The sequence below is a fragment of the Microbulbifer maximicatervae (SeqCode) genome (assembly GCF_052467225.1).
The window spans coordinates 939,002-957,510 of the sequence record NZ_CP174303.1; the positions used below are offsets into that span (position 1 = coordinate 939,002).

The window sequence follows — 18,509 nt, forward strand, 5'->3', positions numbered from 1 at the left end:
GGTGTAGTCAGTGTTTATCTCCCCCTACCTTAATACCAGCTGCCGGATCGACGCGCAGTGGATTTTCTGGCGTGAATTATCTAGTCAGCTATACCTAACTTATTGCCCTGAGAAAAGTTTGGGCGACATTTTCAGGATATGAGTATTCCAGTTCACGAGTTTTATAGCGTGTAGGGGTGCTGATTTGAACAAAACTACCGTTCTATTTGTGGCTTTAAGCGCCACTGGTGCGACCTATGCCCATGCTGAAAAAGCGCCAGTTTTTGGCGAAATAGCAGGGCTTGTTAGCGCAGAAAAAATTTATACGAGTATGTCTCACAATAACAATCTCAAGCAGAGGCAAAGAGAGTGGATCAGGCTATTTGTCAATCGTGGTGATCAAGTCAGAAAAGGGCAGAAAATTGCTGAGCATCGCAATAGAAAAGGGAAAGTTGTCCTTGAATATATTGCCAATCGCTCAGGCAGAATTCTATTGACCAGCCGTTCAGCAGTTGACTCCGTAGAGTCTATTCTGGAGATCATTACGGTTGGAGAAGAGAAATACTGTGAATATGAAAATTGTGGTTTGATTGGTGTGCGCTGAGAATTTTCAGGAATTGCCTGCTTGGCAGAAGCAGGGTTTGTTTGCAGATTAATAGCTGTGTAATCTGGGGATTCCTGATATTTGTGCGGCCCAATTATGAAACTTATTTATACCCATGAAAACCGTTTGTTGGTTGAGTTGGCAAAGAGTCGACTTGAAGTTGCGGGAATAAAAACACGATTAAAAAATGAATATGCCCAGGGGGCTACTGGTGAATTAGCCCCCAACCAGGTTTGGCCAGAATTATGGTTAGAGCGTGACCGCGATTTGGAGCGAGCCCGACAGGTCCTGGCTGAGGCTGAGGTGGATTCGAATAGCTGGTTCTGCCAGGCATGTGGGGAAGATAACGGTGCAGCTTTTGACTACTGCTGGCAATGTGGAGAACCCAAGCCAGCAGGAGCTGACTAAAGCGGAGTTTTGTGGGTCGCATATCACAATGCAAGTACTTCTCAACATTGATGTAGATGACTTAAACCGGGCGATCAATTTTTATCGAGATGCATTGGGCTTCTACGAAGGTCGCCGCCTGGGAACGGATATGATTGAGATGCTCGGTGGCACTGTGCCTATATTTCTACAGCAAAGGGATTCGGGGATCTGGCCGATAAACAGTAAAAAAAATATAGGTAGCTATGATCGGCACTGGACGCCGGTAAATATGGATATTGTTGTAGAGGATTTGCTTCTGGCAATAGAGCAGGTGGTCGATGCTGGTGGACAGATACAGGGTGAAATCCAGCAAAAAGAATGGGGAGTTAAGTCTTCATTAACTGACCCCTTTGGAAATGAGTTCTGTCTGTTACAGTTTGATGGCAGTGGTTCTGATACTATCAGCTTGTAAGAGAGTAGCTATTCAAATACTTAAACCTATCACCTTTCAATTAATATGATCTTTTTATCTTAACTCATGAATTCATGGCTTTTTCGATGATTAAAGTATGGATTATGTAGTGATAATTTGTAAAAGATTTACAGGTGTCTTATGACTGTTACGTCCCATGGTGTGTCTATCGGTTTGGAACAGAAATCCGATTATATTTTCCTTACTGTGAAGGCCCGTGGTAAGTTGACCCATGATGATTACGAAGCCATGGTACCAATGTTGACCGCAGCAATAGAAAAAGTTGAGCACCCAAAGATAAACGTATTTATGGATGCTCGAGAATTGGAGGGGTGGGAGCCTAGGGCGGCTTGGGATGATTTTAAGTTGGGTATTGAATACGGCCGGGAGTTTAACCGGGTTGCCGTACTTTCAGATAAACGCTGGCTAAAAGTCGCCGGAAAAGTAGGTAGCTGGTTTATTGGTGGTGAATATCGAACATTTGAATCAGAAACTGAGGCGAAAGCTTGGCTGGAGGAAGATACCTAGATTTTGAAGTGATAAAGCCAGAATAGAAAAATAAAGTATTTGTCCATTAAAGGTTTATTAAATAATAAATTATATAAGGATTAGACCGTATGTTTGAGTGGATAGCCAGCCCTGAGGCCTGGATAGCATTGGCCACGTTGGCGGCGCTGGAGATAGTGCTGGGCATCGATAATATTATCTTTATCTCCATTTTGGTTGGACGGTTGCCTCCAAAACAGAGAGAGCCCGCGCGCTTTATTGGTCTTACCCTGGCAATGGTGACCCGGTTGGCTCTGCTTTTCTCTATTGTATGGATTATGGGCTTGGTCGAGCCACTATTTAGCATCTATGGCATGGAAATTTCAGGGCGCGATATTATTTTGGTTGGCGGAGGACTGTTCCTAATCGCTAAAGCTACCCATGAAATTCACAATAGTCTCGAGGGTGAAGAGGAGAGTGCATCCTCGCTCGGCAGTGCGGGATTTTGGATGGTGCTACTACAAATTGCACTATTGGATATTGTCTTTTCCTTGGATTCTGTAATTACCGCTGTCGGATTGGTCGACGAGATCTCAATCATGGCAATAGCGATTATTCTGGCGGTAATCGTTATGTTGGTAGCGGCTAAACCAATCGGGGATTTTGTTGATCGTCATCCTACCGTGAAAATGCTGGCACTATCCTTCTTAATTATGGTGGGCTTAACTCTGGTGGTTGAAGGGTTTGATGTCCATGTACCTAAAGGATATATCTACTTTGCCATGGCGTTTTCAATGGCTGTGGAGTTCCTCAATTTGCGTATGCGCAGCAAGAAAGTCCGTAAGACCCCACCGGTAAGGTTACATCACGCTCTACGTGAAGATAGTTAATATAGTGAGAGGGTGGAGGTGTTCCTCCACCCCGGATTACTGTCTGGTTTGCAATAGTACCCTTAGTTACTATTTTTTAGCTTCAATATTAAGTAAGTAAGGCCCAGCGCGAGAGTGGCAGTAGATAACCCCAAAATCTCGCCAGCATTGACCTTATCCAGATCTAAAATAATAAATTTTCTGGATAAAGCCAAAATAGCAATAAGTACGACAACTTTGGTTTGAATAATACTCTGTTGACGTGTAACTACATATTGAAGTGTATGGCTAAATTCCAGTGCAATCAGTAAAGTAATAATCTCGCCAAATATTGTTTGAAATACCTTGTGGTCCAGAGGGTCCTGCATGCCCACCAGTAACATATTGTATACAGAATATCCCAATCGACTGATCGCGACTATTACGATTACAACAATAATAAAAGTCAAAATTAAGGCAATCAGGCTTTCAAATTTTCGATAGTAGTTGTGAATTGCCTTATCTGTAATCGAAGTTTTTTCTTCTGGGCTGTCCATGCCTTACTTCTCGTTAAACTCATAAAATTAAAGCTAGTTTCTGTCAGTGAGCTTTTTAATCCAATCCTGATTTAATTTCCTGTTTTAGTAATGAAATTACCTTGCTACTTAGCGGCATCATTCGATGTAGTATCACTGGAACTTCGTAGGATGTTCCCAAGCCCAGGATAGCACTACTATGGGGCATAATGGTTATGTCATAGGGTGTCCAGATTGAAGCCGGTTCGGTAACCTCCAATTTTTGAATGCCTAAGTTCAACGCGCGTAAAAAATCACTGCCGATCCGCAATTGTTTCCCACCTTTGTAAGGAAGAAAGTTTGCCCAGTAACTACCATGGTGGGGAGAGGAAATTGATATAAATTTATGCACCCGCTCCAAACCATTAAGGGCTTGTAAATAATACCGAGCGATTATCCCTCCCATACTGAATCCCACCAGGGTACAGGTAGTTTCTTTATCTACGATGTGCTCCAATTTTGCGAGAAGCTGGGACGAAAGGTGTTCCATACCATGCCAGCCGGAGTTATAGCGTAGGTGGATATAGTGTACGTCATAATTTTCGGCAGCTAATTCGTGCTGCATTCTAAGTAAGGAGGTTCCTCGATCAAAAATTCCAGGTATTAAAAGAACAGTTCGGCTTTTACGTTTCATTCTTGTCGCAGGAGAAGTGATGCGTTAGGAAAAGCTTCAATCGCAATAGTTATTTGTCTGCCAAAAACTATTGGAAGCTTGATAGAGAAGTGTAGTTGCAGAACTATTGTTGGATACCACAAAGTAACAAAGTAGTCTCAAGGGATAAGTTGGAAAGCCGGCAACTATGTCTTTTATTTATATAGATGCCGGTATCTAAAATAGAAAAATAATTTAAGCGTCTGTTTGAGGGTTTCCAAATAGAAATATTAATATTTCATCGAGTCTAGAATTCCATGATTTCTCATCATGGGCATGACCCTCAAATACTTGGGTTTGCCAATTTGAAGAGGAATACCCTTTCTGGCGCATAATTTTATCCACAGTCCGTTGCAGAGGTGGGTAATAAGCATCCAGGGTTTCTGTACCATGGTCAAAATAAAATCGGTGACTTCCAGGCTTAGGTAAATTTGCCTCTAGATAGTCGCGAATAGCCTTAGCTATCGGTAGTTTGTCGTCGGGGTTAATCCCTGGCCAATGGGTGGATATAGCTGCAGCCGTAGAGAACACTTCGGGGTACTCTGTGACCGCATAGAGTGATATTAATCCCCCCATACTCGCGCCGGCAATAAAGGTGTCGCTGGGATCACCACTCACAGCGTAATGACTATCAATATAGGGTTTAACCTTGGTCACCAAAAATTGTAAGTAAAGATCCCCGCGCAATTCGGCTTGGTTAAATGGATGTTGGACCTGTGAAGCTTCTTTAGGCAAAAAACTCCGAGCTTTCTGGGGGAAGTAGTCACCGTGGCGAAGTGTCTCAATGTTATCGATAGCGACAACTATGAAGGGACGTACCTTCTTTTCTGCTATTAACCGAGAGGCGACTTCATCCATGCCCCACTCCTGACCATTCCAGGTGGTTTTACTGTCGAACAGCATCTGTCCATCGTGCATATAAAGGACGGCATAGGGTTTCTGTGTAGGATATTGATCAGGCAGCCATACATGAATTGGGCGCTCAGCAAGTCCTTCCAGTGTCAGGGAGGGAAGTGTTTCAAGCTTTCCTGCCGATACCTGTACTTCTTTAGGGGGTTCTTCAGCTGTACACGGTGGTATTAGACTGAAAAGAATACCGAATAATAAGGTCTTATAGATATCCATAGCGCCCTGCCTTTGGGGTGTAGATAAAGTTCTACTCTATCTATAAAACCAGTGGCAGGGCTCCTCCCCCTAAGGGGCTGACTTTGGTGTTGAGCCTTCTTTAGAAATAACTGCGGACATCCCAGGTTTCACGTTTATCATCCAATTCGAGCATCGGTCTCATTATAGAGCTATGCCCCTGTCCACCGAGAACGAAAACTTTGGTACCCGGTTGGGCGACGGCTTGGATATTGGCATACATACGGAAGTTTCTGGACCACCATTTGGAGGATAGATCGGCACCGATAAAGTTATCACCCTGGCCAATGTCATTGAGCATTATATAGGAGCCTACGTTTATTTTATCTTCAGTGGGGTCATTGTGCTTGTCCAGAATTTCCTCCAATGACAGTGAGGCATGCATCTCATTAAATCGAATGCCCCAAGCCTTCAAAAATTCATCAGTTATTTTTTTTCGCTCGGGCGAATTACTTTCTAGATAGGATAAAAGTTCGCCATAGGGGAGATCTTGGCTAGCATCATAGCAGATGACTTTAGGCAGGCCGGCCTTCTTGGCTACTCTGAATCCCAGCTGTTCGCTTTCTCCTCTATTTAGCTTGTGCTCACCCTTGACATATTTGGCAAAGCGCTGATTAATTTTACTTTCGTCATTGGTGTGGCATTCCAGAAGAACATGTGTTGGCGAGTCGGCGGCAATCCGTGAGGATAGGTCCTCCAAATACCTTTGACTTTCTTCGGTATAAACATCAATAACTTGTGTTTTCACCACATCTTTACTGGGTTTGCTGAAGTGGGTAAAGTGAAAGCTACCAAAAAGCATAACTTGTGCGGGTTCTGTACTTTCTACTGGCTCTGCATAGGCACTTAGACCAACAAGTCCCAAAGAAAGCATAATTGAGCCAGTGATTTGTCTTGTTAGGTTTTTCATTTAATATCCTTATTTTATTATTTAGCTTCTATAGTTTGGCTAGGTACTACACGAAATGAATAAGTTTGAATTTGACAGCGATAAAACAGCTTAAAATTTAATGCTTTAAATTGGTAATGCCTGCTTATAACAAGATAAAAAAAGTGATTTTTCTGATCTGAAAAATTTTTTATTAATTTATTGCGGTGGGACTTGAGAACTCAGGGCTATTTTAGTAATAGCCCCAAGTTGGTACGGTATCACTGTTAATGTATGTTTACTTAAGTACCACTTCTTAATCTGGTCACTTCAACATCTGCATTACGCATTTTAGCTGAATGGGCTACTTCCTTGCTGACAATAGTCTTTCCTATCGGAGAGAGTGAAATTGCCGCAAGCTTAAGGTGCTGCAAACCAAAAGGTATACCAATAATGGTAATAAAACAGGCAATAGCATGCAGAAGGTGGCCAATAGCAAGCCAGATACCAGCCAATAGGAACCAGATAATATTTCCGACTAGACCAAAGCCACTTGTCCCAATATCACCGCGCAGGGTGAGTTCTTCTCGGGAAATTGCCTCCTTACCGAAAGGGAAAAAGGAAAATTTGCCGATTACAAAGCAGGCTCTTCCCCAGGGAATACCAATAATACTGATAAAGGCAATCAGCGAGCAAAACCACCAGCAGAGTCCCATAATGACACCGCCAAGGATAAACCAGAGGAAATTTCCAAGTGTTCGCATAACTACCCCTACCAATTCGGTAAAATATATTAGTGAAAACGGTAATCTACTGATGTTACCGCAAATCCTAATCGCTATATCATTTATTTAAATTACAGTAGTTAGACGCAAGTCCTCACGTTTTAGATTCAGTTATGGATACTTTCCTCAGTCTGAGCGTGACCATTTGGTCAGTCTGAGCGTTGGCTTGGATTTTGTCCTTTGGGTATGAAGGTTACGGTATCAGCTCATTTGCCGGAGCATTACTATTTAGCAAACGATGACATTGACTACTTCCTGTTACCGGTAGACCTGACTGCAATATACCCAATTGATCCAAGACAGTCGCTTGGTCCCAGTAAATATGCTCAGAGCTGATTTTTCTATTGGAGAAGCTAATAATTCCCACATGGGGGACTGATAGCTTCTTCCCTGTTGCTTCGATACCAGGTGCGAACCAATCCATACGAATAGAATGGGTAAAGTGAAGAATAAACTCATCCACTAAGCTGTCTTTGCCCACGATGCGGGAAAGAAGCTGTAAATTTATATCCGCTGGCATTTGAGGAATAAATATATCCCTATAAAATTTTCGTAAGGGTTCTTTTCCCGTTGCGCCGGTATTAACCGGTACATGAATTAATACGGGATTTTCTGTCATGGTAGCAATTGCGGCGTCGGCATCTTTTAGATCGAATTCGGCCTCGGTATGGGTTTCCCAAAGTTGAATTAAGTACTTTTCATCGTCATTGTATTCCATCTCATTCACCTTCCCATTTGAGGCGCAATATTACTGGTCGTTGAGTTAATCTATCTTGTGCCAAAGACAGTATCTCGATGTTTATAAATATCAATAAGGTCGAGAGCGTCAACAGTGAATATGACGATCTTGCAGCTACCTATAGTGATGGCTAATTTTTAGTACAAAATCAGAGTGTTTGTAGTACTAAAAGACTATAAATTATTGAAGAGGAGATGAAGGAAAATTTTTTGAATGTTTGCAGATCTAGGGAGCCTCTGAATAACTCCGTGATACCTCTGGCTTGCAGAGCGGTTCACAATCAAGGCGCGGCTTCGCAGGAATGTCTAGACCTTTCAAGAAGTCGCAACGCGGAGTGTGAATCGCTCTGCGAGCCCCGAAGGGCGGGCCTTGAAGGCTACAGCTGCTGCGTTGCAGCTCTTGCCAAGGGCTACGGCCATTCGCGGCGAGCTGCGCCTAACATCTGCAGCCTTCAAGGCCCGCAGAGGCATTACGGAGTTATTCAGAGGCTCCCTCGAATGCGTTACCCGTTCTACAAAGATAACGCATTCTTAATCCTTTAGCCGCGCCAGTAATTATTGGCTGCTGCAACGGTTTGGAAGTTAATGGCAACAACCTGAGAGGAGGCGATCAGGCTATCTGCATTTTCCTCATAGGCGGACCTCAGCTTACCCCGTACTTCATCTGAAGGCTGGGTATATTTTACTCCCATCCTGGATAGTTTCATTGCAAGTTCAAAGCCTTGTTGTGCATTTTCAGTAATTAGGCTTTCTAACCAGATTTGCGACATGGACATCCCTCTCTACTATCGGGTTGATTGATAAAGTTGTGGGAGCTGCTGAGCCCCCGTTATTTTGTGTATTTACTAAGGGTTGAATTCAGTCCAATATGTATTGGCTGATATATTTGTTGAACTGAATAAGATCGAAAGAACCTCTTATTTCGAACCTTACCTTACCGATCTCGCTTAAATAAACTTCTATTTCACAGTCCAGGTCAAAAGTGCCAGCGGTCTCAACAGAGAATGCCTGGATCTTGCTGAAAGGCAAAGAGGTGTAGTCTACTTTTGAGCCGGTGATACCCTGAACATTGGCGGCAATAATGCGTTTGTTGGTGAAAACTACCTGATCGCGAATAGTTTTAAAACCTGCAAAAATAAACTCCCCCTCGATCAGGAACTTATTAAAGTCATCCCTGGATTCAGAGATATCTATAGGCTTGAGTTTAAATACTGGTGAGTTTTTAAAATCTATCACGGGTTATCCCTGTAATTCTATTGGAGGAGGAGATTACCACTGTGGCGCATTAAGTTACAGATGATTTACTTTTTGGTTGTGTTTTTATGTTTAAATTTATTTAATTATTATGACAATTTCCACAGTAGAGGATCGATCATAAGTAAAAGGTAATTTTTGAAATTCTTATCTCTCTATTTACTGGATTCTTGACTCGATTATTTCAGTATCACTAGGGATAAATAGCAGTGGCTATATCTGTCTATTGATTTGCAAGGCTCCCAAAAAAAGCTGCACAGCGGGATGAGTTGCTGCACTTTTCTTGAAGGTGACAGCATTTTGTATTTGGTAGTGAAACTTCTCCGGCAGCAGGGGGAGCAGGGTTCCTTCCCCGACATATCTGCGGGCCAGGTATTCCGGTAGGAAACCCACAAAGCACCCAGAAAGTATCATCGCCAACCTGGCTGCCATATGGTTGGCTGTGGATCGCTTGGGAAACAATCGATACAGGTGCGCCGCGCCAGAGAGAACAGTATGACTGGGCGCAGCTAACTCCTGCTGGGTGAGTAGCTCCTCATCAATAGCTGACACCTGGGCACAGGGGTGGCTGTTACTGCAATAGAGAATCGATTGGTGATAAAACAGGGGTTGGTACTCCAGCCCCGGTCGGCGTGAGTGCAGGGGGTTGATACCGATATCGGCGCGGCCTGCGAGGATTTCCAACTCGAGTTCCTGAGGGGCGGCCAGTTGTACTTCCAGGTGGAGTTGCGGGGCCTTCTCACGCAGTTGGGTGATAGTTCCGGGCAAGTTCAGTTGCGGTATTTCCAATACATCGTCGGGCATTACCAGGCGCAGGGTACCGGTGAGTTGGGATTGGATCGCATTGACCTGGCTTTTGAAGGTATCCAGGTGTCCATCGAGCTCCAAAATAGCCCGATACAAGGCCTCCCCCTCCGGGGTCAGTTTGAAGTCGGCCCTGCCTCGAGAGCGCAAGCACAACTGCATACCCAGCCGTGTCTCCAGGTCGGAGATATGCACACTGATCGTGGAGCGGCTGATATTCAGGGTGACTTCGGCAGGGGTGATGCCTCCGGCGTGCACAACCTCGCGGAAGACGCGCAGCAGGCGCAAATCCATATCGCTGAGGCGGCCTCCCAGGGCGTTTTTGGTTTTGCTCACGGCTGCACTTCCAGGTTGTTTCCGGCGCTGCGGGCTGCGGATTTGATTAAAGTTTGATAAATATAAACTTTAGTTGGAAAAATACTACTATTCTCCTCCATCAGCTGCGGCCAGAATCGCCGCATACTACTAATAACATCTATTTACTAGGAATTTCCCTGTGAAACTTGCAAATTCGGACCTGTTGAAATTTCAGAACTATATAGCGGGCGAATGGCGTGACGCTGCCGCCACTGTAGATGTATGTGACCCGGCAAATGGCGAGCTGCTGGGCCGTGTGGCCGACGGTACCGCAGAGGATACTGAGGCGGCGGTGGCGGCTGCCAGTGAAGCCTTCCCCGCTTGGAGCCGCCGTACAGCCGGTGAGAGAGCTGCGGTGCTCAAGCGCTGGTACCAGCTGATCGTAGATAACAGCGATGACCTGGCAATGATCCTTAGCCTGGAGCAGGGCAAGCCGGTAGCGGAAGCGAAAGGTGAAATTATCTACGGGGCTTCCTTTATTGAGTGGTTCGCGGAAGAGTGCCGCCGGGCCTACGGCCAGACAATCCCGACCCACAACCCGGCCATGCGCCTGAATACCATCCGCCAGCCGGTGGGTGTGGTGTCCTGTATTACTCCCTGGAACTTCCCCAATGCCATGATCACCCGCAAGGCGGGTCCGGCACTGGCGGCGGGCTGTACTGTGGTGATCAAACCGGCCCTGGAGACGCCACTATCTGCTCTGGCGCTGTGCCAATTGGCGGAAGAAGCGGGCCTGCCCAAGGGGACTATCAATGTAGTTACCGGCAGTGATTCTCCGGGAATTGGCAAGGTTCTGACCCAAGATCCCCGTGTGGCCAAATTCACCTTCACCGGCTCCACTGCTGTGGGCAAGCTGTTGATGTCCCAGTGCGCCAGCACCGTGAAAAAAATGTCCATGGAGCTCGGCGGCAACGCGCCGTTTATCGTATTTGACGATGCGGATATGGATACCGCAGTCAGCGCCTGTATGGCGACCAAATTCCGCAATGCGGGCCAGGTGTGCGTGGCCACCAACCGTATTTACGTGCACGAATCCGTGCACGATGAGTTTGTGGAAAAGCTGCGCGAGCAGGTTGCCGCCCTGAAGATCGGTCACGCTACCGATAAAGGGGTCAATATGGGCCCGATGATCTTCCGCAGGGCTGTGGACCGGGTTCAGGGGCTGGTACAGGACGCGGTTGCGGCCGGAGCAAAAATTGAAATTGGCGGTGAGCAGCTGGCCAATGGCGATAACTTTTTTGCGCCAACCATCCTCACTGGAGTTACCGATACCATGCGTATCGCCCAGGAGGAAATTTTTGGCCCTCTGGCGGCGGTACAGAAGTTCTCCGATGAGGAAGATGTGGTTCGCCGTGCCAATGAAACGCCCTACGGCTTGGCGGCGTACGTGATGAGTGAAAACATTCGCCGTGCCAATCGTGTGGTAGAGGCGCTCGACTACGGCATGATTGCCTGTAACACCGGAGTGTTCTCCACCACTGTGGCACCTTTCGGTGGTGTTAAAGAGTCCGGCATTGGCCGCGAGGGCGGCGTCGAGGGTATGGCCGAATTTTACGAGACCAAATATTGCTGTTTCGGGGCCTGAGCCCCGGTCTGAACACAACTGGCCTGCGCTTGTCCTAGGTGACAAGCGCCCGAACAGATTTTCGGGAGCCTGTGGCTCCCCTACTTAAGAGTTTGAAACTTCAGGGAACTTGCGGAGATTAATACTATGTCTGAGATGCAAACCGATGCTTTCTGGATGCCGTTTACCCCCAACCGCACCTTTAAGTCTGCACCGAGAATTGTAGAGCACGCCGAGGGGATTTATCTCACGGAGAAAGGCGGTCGCCAGGTTATTGATGCGACTGCGGGTTTGTGGTGCAGCAATGCGGGTCACTGCCGTTCTGAAATTGCAGAGGCAATTTACCAACAGGCAAAAACACTCGACTACAGCTCTATTTTTAATTTTGGTCACGAGTTGGGTTTTGAGTATTCCGAGCGTCTGGTAAAGCACACTCCCGATGGCCTGGACCATGTGTTCTTCGGTAATTCCGGTTCCGAGGCAGTTGAGAGCGCCCTGAAAATTGCCCTGCAATACCAGCGTGTACGCGGCAAGGGCACTCGCACTATGTTTATCGGCCGTGAGAAGGGTTATCACGGAGTAAACTTCGGCGGTATTTCTGTGGGCGGTATTCCTCCTAACTACCAGGGTTTTGGCCAGCCGGTGAAAGCCAACCATATGCGCCACACCCTGGATATCGAGCGCAATGCATTCAGTCGTGGCCTGCCGGAGCACGGTATTGAGTTGGCTGAAGACCTGGAGAGACTGGTAGCTTTCCACGGTGCCGACCAGATTGCCGCTGTGATTGTTGAGCCATTTGCCGGTGCCGGCGGTGTGGTATTGCCTCCCAAAGGCTACCTGCAACGCCTGCGGGAAATCTGTGATAAGCACGACCTACTGCTGATTTTTGATGAAGTCATCTCTGGCTGGGGCCGTACCGGTTCTGCATTTGCCTCCACGGAGTTCGGTGTAACCCCGGATATGATCACCTCCGCGAAGGGGATTACCAATGCCACAGTGCCCCTGAGTGCGGTATTTGTCAGCGACGAAATTTATAAAACCGTGATGAATGCGGCTCCCGATGGTGCGGTGGAATTCTTCCACGGTTATACCTACTCAGCACATCCGGTTGCCTGTGCGGCGGGTATGGCGACTCTGGATATTTACGAGCGCGAAGGCCTGTTGACCCGCGCTGCCGGTGAAATTGGCCAGCACTGGGAAAATGCCCTGCATAGCCTGGCTGACCTGGACAATGTGATCGATGTGCGCAATTACGGTTTGGTCGGCGCTATTGAGTTGCGCGCGCCGCAGGATCTGAAAGGGAAATACGGAGCTAAAGTCTCTGGTATGGCCTGGGAAGCTGGAGTGATGGCCCGTGGTATTGGCGATGCCCTGTGTATGTCCCCACCGTTGATTATCGAGAAGCACGAGATCGATGCTGTTGTGGATAAACTGCGTGGCGTGATCGGCGCTCTGGCCTGATTATGCTATTGCGGCAGCCCGTTTGGGCTGCCGTTCTCTCCAAATTACTCTTGTGCCAGAAGGAAAGAATACACTTCTCTCGAGACGCGCTGTGTATTCTCTCCTTCCTGCCTTATTAGTTTTCTCCCTTCCTCTCCTTTCATGACCCGCAGGGCAGTTTGCATAACTTCCCTATTGTCGTTTAGAGCTACACTGAAAATAGTGGCCTGCGGCGCGGTCACAGTCTTTGCAGAGTCGACTGCCTGGCCGCGCTCGTAGGCTGCCTTTAAAAACCGCCGGGGAAAAATTCAATTCCCTGATGGTAAGGGACTCTTCAATATGGAAAGTTACTCAACCTGGGGACTTTTCTATGCCCGCTGACACTCCTCCCCTGGCGACCGGACCTATTTTGCAGGTGTTGTCTGCAAACTGGTGGCTACTCCTGCTGCGCGGTATTGTCGCGGTGATTTTTGGCGTGCTGACTTTTGTCTGGCCGGGATTGTCCCTGTTGACCCTGGTGCTGCTTTTTGGGGTTTACGCTTTCCTGGATGGTATTTTTTCCCTGGTTGCAGCGGTGATGGGGCGGCATAAGTCCACTCCACTGTGGTGGTTGATTGTCTCGGGGCTGATCAGTTTGGCCGCGGGAATTGTGACTTTTATTTTCCCGCAGGTTACCGCTTTAGTGTTGGTGATTTTTATCGGTGCCTGGGCCCTGGTGCGGGGTATCTTTGAAATTGTCGGTGCTGTTCGCCTGCGCAAGGAAATTGATAACGAGTGGCTGCTGATCGCCATTGGTGTTCTCTCGGTGATTTTCGGAATTGCAATTTTAGTCAGCCCCGGGGCCGGTGCTCTGGCGTTGCTCTGGGTAATCGGTGCCTATGCGATTATTTTGGGGCTGCCATTGATCTGGTTATCTTTCCGACTGCGCAAGCATAATAAATCCGCTTCTTCATAACCGTTTAACTCAAATACGCTCAGTAATAAAAAAGGCCGGTATTACTTAGTAATACCGGCCTTTTCGAATTGCTATTTAAATAACAACTTCTGTTTTTTATTGCTTAGCGGCGAGATTGACTGCCTTCGGCAATGCCCCCATTAGCGCTTTGCCTTTTTTCTCCAGTGCCATACACAGCTGGATTCGCTCCTCGGCTTGCGCGAGGCTGCGCTGGTACCCGGGGGCTAAATCACCTTGCTGGGCAAAGAGTTGTTGCAGTTCGCCCAGGTGCTGTTTATCGCAGAAGGCAGCGGCAAGTGATGGGGTGCGGCGGCGGATCTGGGCCGGAATCTTATCTACTACCTTGTCAAAGTTCTGTTGCAGCCACTCCCAGTGCTGTTCCTGAACCCTGGGCTGGGCCAGGGCGTAATGGATCAGGCCAAATGATTCTCTCGGCCCCATTTCGTCGCTGAGCGCTAATGCTTGAATGGTTTCCACTTGCTTGGGATTGTTGCTGGTACCGATGGCATTGGCACTGGCATTTTCAAAGCGGGGATCATCCAGCTCGGCGCGGACTTTGATCAGGTGTGCGAGGAAATCCTCCCCCGCATCCTGTATTGCCACACTCAGGGCTGCCTGGTATAGGTCAGAGCTTAACGCCTTCGCATCCCGTTCCTGTTTAAAGCCGGTAAAGGCGGTTGCCATTTCCTGTAACTGCTTGCGCGAGTCAGGATCTTCTGCAACTTGTGCCATAAAGGTTAGCAGGTCGCTGTGCAGCATCTGCTGGTCGCTATCACTGCTATTGGCGCTGCGATTTAGTATCGGCAGGTACAGGTTCTGGGCAAAATTTAGGAATGCAGAGCGCTGGGATTCAACCAGGTAGTTATCCCGGTACTTCTGTAGGTAGCGCAATGGCATGGTGATAACCTGGCGCTTGTCCGCCATTGCGGATTTGCGCACTACTTCCAGCAGTGGTGCCGCAGTGAGATTGCCGGCCTCGAAAGCTGAGAAGGCGCTGTCGATAATGGACAGCTGTTCAGTGGCAGAGAACTGGGCAAACTGTTTAATCAGTGCCTGCCACTGCGTCTTGGGAAGGTTCCAGCGGTAGTAGCCGCTGCCCTGAGCATTGGGCATTACCCAATTTGGGCAGGCACCGCCGGTAATCTCCAGGGTTTCCCTTGGCTCAGTCAGGATCTGGCACTGCTGCACGCCGCTATCGGTGCTGAAGCAGAAGGGGATGCTCCATTTATCGCTGGCGTCGGCGATAGGGGAGCCGAGTGGCCTGTAACGGCTCTGCTGAACCACTAGCGAGGCCTTGCCGTCGCTATTGCAGTCCATGGAGATATCCAGTTGTGGAACCCCTTTTTGCTCGACAAAACTGCGGAAAGTCTCGGTCAGTTCCGGGGTGTTGGTTTCCTGGCCGATCACTTTGTAGAAGGGTGGTGAGTCGGCCACGCTGTCGGAGAAGGTTTCCAGGTAACGTCCCAGTGCCGGGCGGAAGTTTTCCGCTCCGAAATAGGTGTCCACCATGTGGATAACGCCCAGGCTCTTCGAGTAGGTGATCGAATCGTAGGCGTTGCGAATATTGTTGTTGTCCGCGATGGGCTCACGAATGGCGCGGGTGCTGGCCAGGGAGTCTAGCTGCATGGCGCCGATCGCATAAGTCGCTGCGTTGAGGTCGTGCCCCTCTTCAGGTTCCATAATGGTGAGGGCCAGCGCCTCCCCCCAGGTAGCAAAACCTTCCTTCAGCCACAGGTCGTCCCACCAGGGAGGGGTGACCTGATTGCCAAACCACATATGGGCAATTTCGTGCGCATGAACTTCTACGAGAGCCAGGCGGGTGCCGGGAGCCGGGTTGTCGCCCACCAGGATACGCTGTTCGCGATAAGTAATTGCCGCAGACAACTCAGTAGCGCCACTGGGCCACTGGGGGGCGGCAATAATGTCCAGCTTCTTGAATGGGTAGGGGCGTTGCAGCTGGGTCTCGAAGGTCTCCACCATTTTGGGGGTGATATCGAGGATGTAGTTCATATCCTCACCGCGACCTTTACGGGCGAAGCCGCGCAGGGGTATGGGGTCTTTGCGGTACTTGCTCGGCGGTATGGCTGGGCGCTCAACCTCGTCAAAGGGACCCACTGACAGGGACAGCAAATAGGTGGACATGGGGGGTGTGGTGGCGAAAGTAACTTTCTCCATACCGTCACCTGCCGTTTCGCGCTTGAGCACGGGTCCATTGCTAATCGCAGCGTAGCCTTCAGGAATGGTCAGGCTGACACTAAAGGGGGCCTTCAGGCCTGGTTCGTCAAAGCCGGGTAAATACTTGCGGGCTTGGATCGATTCAGATTTTGCCAGGGCATAGGCATCGCCCTGTTCTTCGACTTTAAAAAGCCCGGCCAGGTTGCGGTCAAACGCAGCGCTGTAGTCGATGTGCAGTTTGAAGCTGCCAGCATCGATCTTCTCTGCAAATTCCACTGCGGCAACACCACTGTCCAGTACTTCCCGGTATTCAGCCGGAATCTGGCGGCCGTCATCGAGTTGTGCGTAGACTTCTCGTACATCCAGGTTTTTGCCATGCAGCCAAATATGTCGGGCACTTTCTGCCAGCTGGATATCGATATCCACCTTGCCAGTGAAGGTGTCTTTGCGTGGGTCCAACACCAGGTCCAGCTGATAATCCAGGGGGGTGGTTCCCTCTGGTAGACGCCCTTCGGGAGCCTTATCAAAATCGAGGCCTTTAGCTGCGACTTCCTGGGCAGTACTGGTTTTTGCCGGTTCCGATGCTTTTTCTGCGGGGTTACAACCTGCTACTGAGAGCAGGGCCGCAGTGAGCAGAGTGAGCGGGATATTCTTTTTCATGGTAGGGGGAGCACTCAGCCAAAAGACTGATTGTACCGATTGGAGAAAAATTACGCGATGCAAATAGATGGGCTGAGGGGAAGGTGGGAGGAAACCCGGCAGTGAGCGCCGGGTTTCTGCGGGGAGACTTACAGATGCGGTACGGTCAGGCTAGAGACCTTGCTGCTACTGTAGGGCACGGTGATGGTGTAATTGGTATTTTCCGGCTTCTGGTAGATATAGCCCTGAGTATCAATGGCCAATACCACACGGTGGCCAACGGGGACATCGTAGCTGGTGGTGAAAAAGTCCACTTCGAACTTTTGTTTTTGCCCAGACTTGTCTGAATGCAGGGTAATGGGGGCGTGAGTTATCAGGCGTCCCAATCCCAGCGGACCCACATCGTAGAGGTGCACGTTGAGTTGTACTTCTTTTTTGCTGGGTTCCACCCACATTTCCAGTTTGGGTTCGCCGCGAATCTTCAGGGTTTCCCACTGAATCGGTGATTTGTACTCAATGGCGTAGTAGCCGTTGATAGCGATCATGGGCGCGTAAACGGGGATACCGAAGCCTTCCAGTGCATCGGAAACCAGCGGGATACCGGTGCCTGCAAAGGTATCTGAGCCGCCGTGGAATTCATTACTCCAGCTCCAACCGTCGTACTTGTCGCTCTCCATTTTTGCATTGTTGAACATGGTAAAGCGTGGCTGCAGGTACCAGGTGGTGCTTTCGTCTGTTACCGGGTAGTCCTCGAATTGCTCCAGCTCATTGCTGATACGCACAGTCATATCCACCTTGGGTTCGGTGTCGATCCCGTTGTCCTCGCCTTTTAGGTGGTGGTCGAACCAGCGGAAACTGGTGGACCAGATATGGCCGTTGTTACCGGTAAGAGTCTCGGTAATCGCGTGGGTGCCGGGGTTTAGCATGAGTTTCTTGGGCCCTTCGAGCAGGGAATAGAAATCGGTCATGCTATTCGGTTTAAACAGGTAGTCGGCGAAATTATTTGAGAGCAGTACCGCTGTGCCGTTTTGATTAATTTCGTCCACGTAACTCACCGCGGAGCGCTGCGCGCCGAAAGTGATTACTTGTTCCATATTTTCGCCATCGCGCAGGTTGCTCCATACCTGCTCGAGTTCAGCTTCTTTCTGGAAAGCGGTAGTAACAAGCAGCGTGCCCCATACCAGGTTGACGGTTTCATTCGGATACAAAGCTTCCACTACATCTGCCCAACCGGATAGCGCAGCTACTGCATCGACGCGTGGGTGCTTGGCGGCACTCAACAGTGAAATTCCGCCGCCGTAGGAAATACCGGCCATACCCAACTTACCCACCGGGTAATTGGTTTCCAGCCAGTCGATCAGGACTCCCACATCGTTAAGGCTGTTATCTCCAGCGACGTCAACAAGACCTCCCGAGTGCCCAAATCCCCGGGTGGAGTAGCTGAGCACCAGGTAGCCGTTTTCCGCAAGCTCTTTGGCCTGGAAATGGTACTGGTGCTTCTCCAGCCCCCAGCTATTGGTAAAAATAACGGTGGGGTAACCTTCTGCTGGTGCGGGAGTCTCCGGGATAAATAAGTTCGCATCCAGGACCGTACCGTCAAAAGAAGTAATATCCACGTCGGCGATGTATTCCGGTGCCGACCAGGCATGAGCAGACATTAGGGCGCCGCCAAGCAGCGCCAGTAGTGGCTTGGTATTCATTAGTTTTCTCTCATCTGATGAAATCATTATTATTTTTTTGACCAGGATTTCCTCCTTGGTCGACCCCGTACTATAGGAGTTCATCCTAGTTTTGTACGCAAA

The 18,509-nt window shown here is 48.7% G+C and carries 19 protein-coding genes; 8 read left to right on the forward strand and 11 right to left on the reverse strand.

Annotated features, from left to right (window positions below; all coding sequences use genetic code 11):
* The first annotated feature begins 184 nt into the window (after positions 1–184).
* From ACJJIZ_RS04105 to ACJJIZ_RS04125, 5 genes are all read left to right on the forward strand, one after another.
* Positions 185–583, forward strand: a complete 399-nt coding sequence (locus tag ACJJIZ_RS04105) for a hypothetical protein (protein ID WP_444895822.1) — start codon at positions 185–187, stop codon at positions 581–583.
* Positions 584–679: 96 nt separating this feature from the next.
* A complete protein-coding gene (locus ACJJIZ_RS04110) occupies positions 680–991 on the forward strand; it encodes a putative signal transducing protein (RefSeq protein ID WP_444895823.1) in 312 nt (103 codons plus the stop codon).
* Positions 933–1,424, forward strand: a complete 492-nt coding sequence (locus ACJJIZ_RS04115; protein ID WP_444915282.1) for a VOC family protein — start codon at positions 933–935, stop codon at positions 1,422–1,424. The genes ACJJIZ_RS04110 and ACJJIZ_RS04115 overlap by 59 nt, the downstream gene beginning before the upstream one ends.
* A 141-nt stretch (positions 1,425–1,565) precedes the next feature.
* Positions 1,566–1,952 (forward strand): SpoIIAA family protein, encoded by a 387-nt coding sequence (locus tag ACJJIZ_RS04120; protein WP_444911712.1) that lies wholly within the window; start codon positions 1,566–1,568, stop codon positions 1,950–1,952.
* Between the two features lie 89 nt (positions 1,953–2,041).
* Positions 2,042–2,800, forward strand: a complete 759-nt coding sequence (locus ACJJIZ_RS04125) for a TerC family protein (RefSeq protein WP_444892256.1) — start codon at positions 2,042–2,044, stop codon at positions 2,798–2,800.
* A 62-nt stretch (positions 2,801–2,862) separates the two neighbouring features.
* Here ACJJIZ_RS04125 and ACJJIZ_RS04130 read toward each other — a convergent pair whose 3' ends face one another.
* The 9 genes from ACJJIZ_RS04130 to ACJJIZ_RS04170 all read right to left on the reverse strand — a co-directional run bounded on the left by ACJJIZ_RS04130 (position 2,863) and on the right by ACJJIZ_RS04170 (position 9,913).
* Positions 2,863–3,315, reverse strand: a complete 453-nt coding sequence (locus tag ACJJIZ_RS04130; RefSeq protein ID WP_444915283.1) for a phosphate-starvation-inducible PsiE family protein — start codon at positions 3,313–3,315, stop codon at positions 2,863–2,865.
* Positions 3,316–3,370: 55 nt separating this feature from the next.
* On the reverse strand, positions 3,371–3,967 hold the full coding sequence (locus ACJJIZ_RS04135) for a lipase family alpha/beta hydrolase (RefSeq protein ID WP_444911710.1): 597 nt from the start codon (positions 3,965–3,967) through the stop codon (positions 3,371–3,373).
* A gap of 213 nt (positions 3,968–4,180) precedes the next feature.
* Positions 4,181–5,110, reverse strand: a complete 930-nt coding sequence (locus tag ACJJIZ_RS04140; RefSeq protein WP_444915284.1) for an alpha/beta hydrolase — start codon at positions 5,108–5,110, stop codon at positions 4,181–4,183.
* A 100-nt stretch (positions 5,111–5,210) separates the two neighbouring features.
* Positions 5,211–6,038, reverse strand: coding sequence for a DUF5694 domain-containing protein (locus ACJJIZ_RS04145; RefSeq protein ID WP_444915285.1), 828 nt, complete (start codon positions 6,036–6,038; stop codon positions 5,211–5,213).
* Between the two features lie 260 nt (positions 6,039–6,298).
* Entirely contained in the window at positions 6,299–6,760 is a 462-nt protein-coding gene (locus tag ACJJIZ_RS04150) for a YccF domain-containing protein (RefSeq protein ID WP_282930898.1), read from the reverse strand.
* A 214-nt stretch (positions 6,761–6,974) separates the two neighbouring features.
* Positions 6,975–7,499 (reverse strand): nuclear transport factor 2 family protein, encoded by a 525-nt coding sequence (locus tag ACJJIZ_RS04155; protein WP_444915286.1) that lies wholly within the window; start codon positions 7,497–7,499, stop codon positions 6,975–6,977.
* A 559-nt stretch (positions 7,500–8,058) separates the two neighbouring features.
* Positions 8,059–8,295 (reverse strand): hexameric tyrosine-coordinated heme protein, encoded by a 237-nt coding sequence (locus tag ACJJIZ_RS04160; protein WP_444911706.1) that lies wholly within the window; start codon positions 8,293–8,295, stop codon positions 8,059–8,061.
* Between the two features lie 82 nt (positions 8,296–8,377).
* Positions 8,378–8,755, reverse strand: coding sequence for a PH domain-containing protein (locus ACJJIZ_RS04165; protein WP_282930901.1), 378 nt, complete (start codon positions 8,753–8,755; stop codon positions 8,378–8,380).
* 231 nt (positions 8,756–8,986) lie between these two features.
* The gene (locus ACJJIZ_RS04170; RefSeq protein WP_413663635.1) at positions 8,987–9,913 is read right to left on the reverse strand and encodes a LysR family transcriptional regulator; all 927 of its coding nucleotides are present in this window, start codon (positions 9,911–9,913) and stop codon (positions 8,987–8,989) included.
* A 160-nt stretch (positions 9,914–10,073) separates the two neighbouring features.
* On the opposite strand from ACJJIZ_RS04170, the gene ACJJIZ_RS04175 reads away from it, so the two are divergent.
* From ACJJIZ_RS04175 to ACJJIZ_RS04185, 3 genes are all read left to right on the forward strand, one after another.
* On the forward strand, positions 10,074–11,519 hold the full coding sequence (locus ACJJIZ_RS04175; RefSeq protein ID WP_444915287.1) for an NAD-dependent succinate-semialdehyde dehydrogenase: 1,446 nt from the start codon (positions 10,074–10,076) through the stop codon (positions 11,517–11,519).
* Positions 11,520–11,645: 126 nt separating this feature from the next.
* Positions 11,646–12,959 (forward strand): omega-aminotransferase AptA, encoded by a 1,314-nt coding sequence (aptA, locus tag ACJJIZ_RS04180; RefSeq protein WP_282930904.1) that lies wholly within the window; start codon positions 11,646–11,648, stop codon positions 12,957–12,959.
* Between the two features lie 349 nt (positions 12,960–13,308).
* A complete protein-coding gene (locus tag ACJJIZ_RS04185) occupies positions 13,309–13,893 on the forward strand; it encodes an HdeD family acid-resistance protein (protein ID WP_444915288.1) in 585 nt (194 codons plus the stop codon).
* Between the two features lie 96 nt (positions 13,894–13,989).
* Here ACJJIZ_RS04185 and ACJJIZ_RS04190 read toward each other — a convergent pair whose 3' ends face one another.
* Both ACJJIZ_RS04190 and ACJJIZ_RS04195 read right to left on the reverse strand, forming a co-directional pair.
* Positions 13,990–16,728, reverse strand: a complete 2,739-nt coding sequence (locus tag ACJJIZ_RS04190; RefSeq protein ID WP_444915289.1) for a M1 family metallopeptidase — start codon at positions 16,726–16,728, stop codon at positions 13,990–13,992.
* Positions 16,729–16,856: 128 nt separating this feature from the next.
* The gene (locus tag ACJJIZ_RS04195) at positions 16,857–18,407 is read right to left on the reverse strand and encodes a CocE/NonD family hydrolase (protein ID WP_444915290.1); all 1,551 of its coding nucleotides are present in this window, start codon (positions 18,405–18,407) and stop codon (positions 16,857–16,859) included.
* Positions 18,408–18,509 lie beyond the last annotated feature (102 nt).

What these genes read in the sequence shown, in the direction of transcription:
- ACJJIZ_RS04125 (WP_444892256.1), top strand. Translation starts at nt 2,042, where the DNA reads ATGTTTGAGTGGATAGCCAGCCCTGAGGCCTGGATAGCATTGGCCACG.
- ACJJIZ_RS04130 (WP_444915283.1), bottom strand. Translation starts at nt 3,315, where the DNA reads ATGGACAGCCCAGAAGAAAAAACTTCGATTACAGATAAGGCAATTCAC.
- ACJJIZ_RS04145 (WP_444915285.1), bottom strand. Translation starts at nt 6,038, where the DNA reads ATGAAAAACCTAACAAGACAAATCACTGGCTCAATTATGCTTTCTTTG.
- ACJJIZ_RS04190 (WP_444915289.1), bottom strand. Translation starts at nt 16,728, where the DNA reads ATGAAAAAGAATATCCCGCTCACTCTGCTCACTGCGGCCCTGCTCTCA.
- ACJJIZ_RS04120 (WP_444911712.1), top strand. Translation starts at nt 1,566, where the DNA reads ATGACTGTTACGTCCCATGGTGTGTCTATCGGTTTGGAACAGAAATCC.
- ACJJIZ_RS04185 (WP_444915288.1), top strand. Translation starts at nt 13,309, where the DNA reads ATGCCCGCTGACACTCCTCCCCTGGCGACCGGACCTATTTTGCAGGTG.
- aptA (WP_282930904.1), top strand. Translation starts at nt 11,646, where the DNA reads ATGTCTGAGATGCAAACCGATGCTTTCTGGATGCCGTTTACCCCCAAC.
- ACJJIZ_RS04195 (WP_444915290.1), bottom strand. Translation starts at nt 18,407, where the DNA reads ATGAATACCAAGCCACTACTGGCGCTGCTTGGCGGCGCCCTAATGTCT.
- ACJJIZ_RS04150 (WP_282930898.1), bottom strand. Translation starts at nt 6,760, where the DNA reads ATGCGAACACTTGGAAATTTCCTCTGGTTTATCCTTGGCGGTGTCATT.
- ACJJIZ_RS04160 (WP_444911706.1), bottom strand. Translation starts at nt 8,295, where the DNA reads ATGTCCATGTCGCAAATCTGGTTAGAAAGCCTAATTACTGAAAATGCA.
- ACJJIZ_RS04110 (WP_444895823.1), top strand. Translation starts at nt 680, where the DNA reads ATGAAACTTATTTATACCCATGAAAACCGTTTGTTGGTTGAGTTGGCA.
- ACJJIZ_RS04155 (WP_444915286.1), bottom strand. Translation starts at nt 7,499, where the DNA reads ATGGAATACAATGACGATGAAAAGTACTTAATTCAACTTTGGGAAACC.
- ACJJIZ_RS04135 (WP_444911710.1), bottom strand. Translation starts at nt 3,967, where the DNA reads ATGAAACGTAAAAGCCGAACTGTTCTTTTAATACCTGGAATTTTTGAT.
- ACJJIZ_RS04140 (WP_444915284.1), bottom strand. Translation starts at nt 5,110, where the DNA reads ATGGATATCTATAAGACCTTATTATTCGGTATTCTTTTCAGTCTAATA.